Here is a 4,407-nt window from a genome sequence, read left to right on the forward strand (position 1 = left end):
CCAGCCGCTCCAGGCTGGCTTCGCGCAGGGCGGCCAGGTCCACCGCCGCGGCCTGCCCCAGGCCGGCCCAGCGCAGCAGCGCGGCCTGGGCCTCGGGCTGGTCGAACAGGCCGTGCACATAGGTGCCGAGCACCTGGCCGTCTGCCGACAAAGCCCCATCGGGTCGACCGCCCGCCAGGGTCAGTGCAGGCCGCTGCATCGCCAGCCCATCGCTCAGGCCAAGGTGGATTTCGTAGCCCGTCACCACAGCACCTTCGCCCCAGGTCAGCCGGCCCTGGACCTGGCGCAGCTGCTTCTCGGCCGCCAGCGTGGTCTCGAAGTCCAGCAGGCCCAGTCCCGCTTCGCTGCCACCGCCTTCACGCGCGAGTGGGTCGTGCAGCGCACGGCCCAGCATCTGCAGGCCGCCGCAGATGCCGATCAACTTGCCGCCATAGCGAAGATGGCGCTGGATGGCGGGCTCCCATCCGTTGGCACGCAGCCAGCGCAGGTCGGCCTGCACGCTCTTGCTGCCAGGCAGCACGATGAGGTCCGCAGGCGGAACCTGTTGGCCGGGGCCGATGAAACTCAGGTCAACCTGCGGATGGGCGCGCAGCGCGTCGAAATCGGTGTGGTTGCTGATGCGAGGCAGCACCGGCACGATGACCTTGAGCAGCGGCCCGTCGCCGCCTGCCGGCTGCGCGACCTGGATCGCGTCCTCGGCATCCAGTTGCAGGCCGTGCAGGTAAGGCAGCGTGCCGAACACCGGCTTGCCGGTCTTCGCCTCCAACCAGTCCAGCCCGGGCTGCAGCAGGCCGATGTCGCCACGGAAGCGGTTGATCAGGAAGCCGCGCACCAGCGCCTGCTCGTCCTCTGCCAGACAGGCCAGCGTACCGGTGAGGTGGGCGAACACGCCGCCGCGGTCGATGTCGGCCACCAGCAGGACCGGCACTTGATGCGGCAGCGCAAAGCCCATGTTGGCGATGTCGCGGTCGCGCAGGTTGATCTCGGCCGGGCTGCCTGCGCCTTCGACCAGCACCACGTCGTAGGCCGCGCGCAGCCGGGCGAAGGACTCGGCCACCGCGGCATAGGCCACGCGCTTGTAGTCGTGGTAGGCCCGCGCATTCATGTCGGCCAGCACCTTGCCGTGCACGATGACCTGCGCGCCGGTGTCCGAGCTGGGCTTGAGCAGCACCGGGTTCATGTCGACGGTGGGTGCGACCCGCGCGGCCAGCGCCTGCAGCGCCTGCGCCCGGCCGATCTCGCCGCCGTCTGCCGTCACCGCGCTGTTGAGCGCCATGTTCTGCGGCTTGAACGGTGCCACGCGAATGCCCTGCCGAACCAGTACACGCGCCAGGCCCGCCACGACGGTGCTCTTGCCGGCATCCGACGTAGTGCCCTGCACCATCAGCGCACCTTTCACTTGGACTTGGCCCGCACAGCGTCGAGGCCCTCGCACATCTGCCTGGCACCGAGCAGGATGCGCGGCGTGTGGCGGCTGATCTCGTCCGAGGTCAGCCAGATGACCTGGTTCCTGGCTACCGGCGCAAAGGCCTTCAGGCCTTGCCAGGGCTGCAGGCTGTCGTCGGGCTTGCCATCCGGCGTGCCGGTGGCCAGCACCTCGGGCTGCGTGGCCAGCACCGCTTCGACGCTGGGCGTGGGCACCAGCAGCGGCTGGTCGGCAAAGACGTTGACGCCGCCGCACAGCGAGATCACGTCGCTGATCAAGTGCCCCTTGTTCACCGTCATCAGCGGCTTGGACCAGATCTGGTAGAAAACCTTGACGGGTGGGCGGCCGCTGTAGCGCTGGCGCAAGGCGCCCAGGTCGGCCATGAAGGCATTGGCCGCCGCGTTGGCGGCTGGCTCGGTACCGGCCAAGGTGCCCAGCCGGCGCATGCCGTCTGCAATCGCGGGCAGGCTGTGCGGCTCGCTGTGGAAGATGGGCAGCTTCAGCGCGTGCAGGCGCTCGATCTGGCGCGCCGAGTTGCCGTGCATCCAGACAACGATCAGGTCCGGCTTCAGTGCGGCGATCTGCTCCAGGTCCAGGCTGTGTGCGTCGCCCACCTGCGGCAGCTTCTTCGCGGCCTCGGGGTAGTCGCCATAGCGCACGGTGGCCACCACCTTGGCGCCAGCACCCGCGTCGAACAGCAGCTCGGTGGTGTGCGGCGCGAGGCTCACGATGCGCTGCGCCGGTGCTGGCAACGTGATGCGCTGGCCATCGTCGTCCAGCACGCTGACTGGTGCGGCCATCGCGAGGCCTTGCAAAGCCAGGCCACACACCGCCACCAGGCCGCGCACGGCGGCCTTCCCGAACCACTTCATTCCCACTCCCTCAAGAACTTTTCAAGGCCAGCGCACAGCCGGCCATCACGAATTCCACCCGCGCGCAGTGCAACGCCAGCGCCTGGTGCAGCCGGCCGTTTTCGTCGACGAACAGGCGGTTGCCCGCGCCCATGGGCACGATGCCATGGCCGACTTCATTGCCGATCAGGATCAGCTCACCGCGCAGCGTGGGCAGCAAGGCCAGCAGCGCGGCGCGTTCGTCGACCCAACGCTGGCTGGGCTGCAGCGCACGCACTTCGACATCTGTTTCAGCGTCGAACAGCAGGTTGCTGAGCCACAGCGTCAGGCAGTCGACCAGCAACACGCGGTTCGGCGCGTCCTCGGCCTGCAACGTGGTGGCCAGCGCCTGAGGCGCTTCCACCGTGCGCCAGCCAGCGGGCCGCACGGCACGGTGCGCGGCAATGCGCGCGGCCATCTCTTCATCCAGCGCCTGGGCCGTGGCGATGACCACGACCTCGGCGCCCACGGCCTCGCATTCGGTCGCGCGGCGCTCGGCCAGCGCGCTCTTGCCCGAGCGTGCGCCGCCGATCAACAGCGTGTGCCTCGGCCCGTCGTCCTGCGCCGCCAGCGCGGCGACCTCGGCTTCGGCCAGCGGCATCTCGGGGCGTTTCAACTTCACGGCATCTCCTCGGCCAAACACCAGCCATCACGCGTCGGCCGTAGGGCCAGCAGGCCACCAAAGTCCAGCGACCGTTCAACCGGCGGGTACAGCGGCAGGCCCAGTGCATCGGCCAGCAGCACCCGCATCGGGCCGGCATGCCCGACTGCGAGCACTGCCTCTCCGGGCCTCGAAGCCGCGTCCCGCAAACCGTCTCGTGCAGCCCTCACCCGCTCGGCCAGCGTGGCCAGTGTTTCACCGCCGGGTGGCGCGCGGTGCAGCGGGTCTTCGGCCCAGGGGTCGCTCTGCGCGCGGTCAATGAAGTCCCAGCGCCTGCCCTCCCATTCGCCAAACGACAGCTCGCGCCAGCGTGCATCGGTCGTCAGCCTGGCGGCGTGCGCTTCGGCCAGGTGCTGCGCGAGCAAGGCGGCGCGTTGCAGCGGGCTGCTGTGAACCTCGGCCAGCTTCAGGCCCAGGCGAGCGAGCAAGGCCTGCAGCGCGGCTTGCACGTCGTCGAACGAAGGCTGCGGGGGCGCCAGCAAGGCCACGTCATGCCAGCCGTAGCAAAGCCCGGCAGGCGCGTCCACGCGCGTGTGGCGCAGCAGGATCAAGGCCATGCTTCAGGCCCGCGCCACCCAGGCCAGCAGCACCGCCAGCTCGGCCAGTTGCTGCGTGGCGCCGAGCGCGTCACCCACATAGCCGCCCAGGCGCCTGCGGCAGAAGCGGATGGCCAACCCGCCGACCACAGCGGCGACCAGCCAGGCCAGGCCCACACGCCAGCCGCCACCCAGCAGCAGCCCCGGCAACAAGGCCAGCACGGTGGCGACGGCCAAGGCCGGCAGCGGCACGCCTTGCGCAATCGGTTTGGACTTGGACAGCGCGTCCTCGCGCACATAGTCCAGCCTCGCCATCACCAGCAGTGCCGCCCAGCGGCTCAAGGCGTGGGCACTGAGCATCGCGGCCATCAACGCGCCGAAAGCAGCCCAGTTCAACACCGGCGTCTGCCGCAGCAGCTCGGCCAGCAGCGCGGCCTTCAGCCCCAGCGCCAGCACCAGCGCAATGGCGCCATAGCTGCCAATGCGCGAGTCCTTCATGATGGCCAGCACTTGATCACGCTCGCGGCCGCCACCAAAGCCGTCACAGCTGTCGGCCAGCCCGTCTTCATGGAAACCGCCGGTCATCCACACGCCTGCGGCCATCGCCAGCAAGGCCGCCACCAGCGGCGGCCAGAGCCAGCCGGCACCGGCCAGCACCGCGCCGCAGACCGCACCGACCAGCCAGCCCACCGTTGGGAAATGGCGGGCCGAGGCGTTGAGCTGCGCGGGCGACCAGCCCACCCAGCCGGGCACCGGCACGCGGGTGAAGAACTGCAGGGCGGTCAGGAAAAGGCGCAGCTCGTGCATGCCGGGCAAGCGCTTCAGAAGGTGGACTGGATGGTGCTGGTGGACCACTGCGCGCCCGGCCTGGCCATGTGGGCGCGCCAGCCTTCG

The 4,407-nt window shown here is 70.0% G+C and carries 5 protein-coding genes; all 5 read right to left on the reverse strand.

Features of this window, described 5'->3' with window-relative positions; translation table 11 throughout:
* On the reverse strand, positions 1-1,384 hold a 1,384-nt coding region (locus FKP22_RS22155; protein WP_141289855.1), incomplete at its 3' end, for a cobyric acid synthase.
* 11 nt (positions 1,385-1,395) lie between these two features.
* Positions 1,396-2,298, reverse strand: a complete 903-nt coding sequence (locus FKP22_RS22160) for a cobalamin-binding protein (protein WP_141289856.1) — start codon at positions 2,296-2,298, stop codon at positions 1,396-1,398.
* A gap of 10 nt (positions 2,299-2,308) precedes the next feature.
* Positions 2,309-2,917, reverse strand: coding sequence for a bifunctional adenosylcobinamide kinase/adenosylcobinamide-phosphate guanylyltransferase (cobU, locus tag FKP22_RS22165; protein WP_141289859.1), 609 nt, complete (start codon positions 2,915-2,917; stop codon positions 2,309-2,311).
* Between the two features lie 17 nt (positions 2,918-2,934).
* A complete protein-coding gene (locus FKP22_RS22170; RefSeq protein ID WP_141289857.1) occupies positions 2,935-3,534 on the reverse strand; it encodes a histidine phosphatase family protein in 600 nt (199 codons plus the stop codon).
* 3 nt (positions 3,535-3,537) lie between these two features.
* Positions 3,538-4,320, reverse strand: coding sequence for an adenosylcobinamide-GDP ribazoletransferase (locus FKP22_RS22175; RefSeq protein WP_141289858.1), 783 nt, complete (start codon positions 4,318-4,320; stop codon positions 3,538-3,540).
* Positions 4,321-4,407 lie beyond the last annotated feature (87 nt).

Origin of the sequence: Ideonella azotifigens (genome assembly GCF_006519715.1) — a bacterium.
Lineage (GTDB): Bacteria > Pseudomonadota > Gammaproteobacteria > Burkholderiales > Burkholderiaceae_C > Ideonella > Ideonella azotifigens.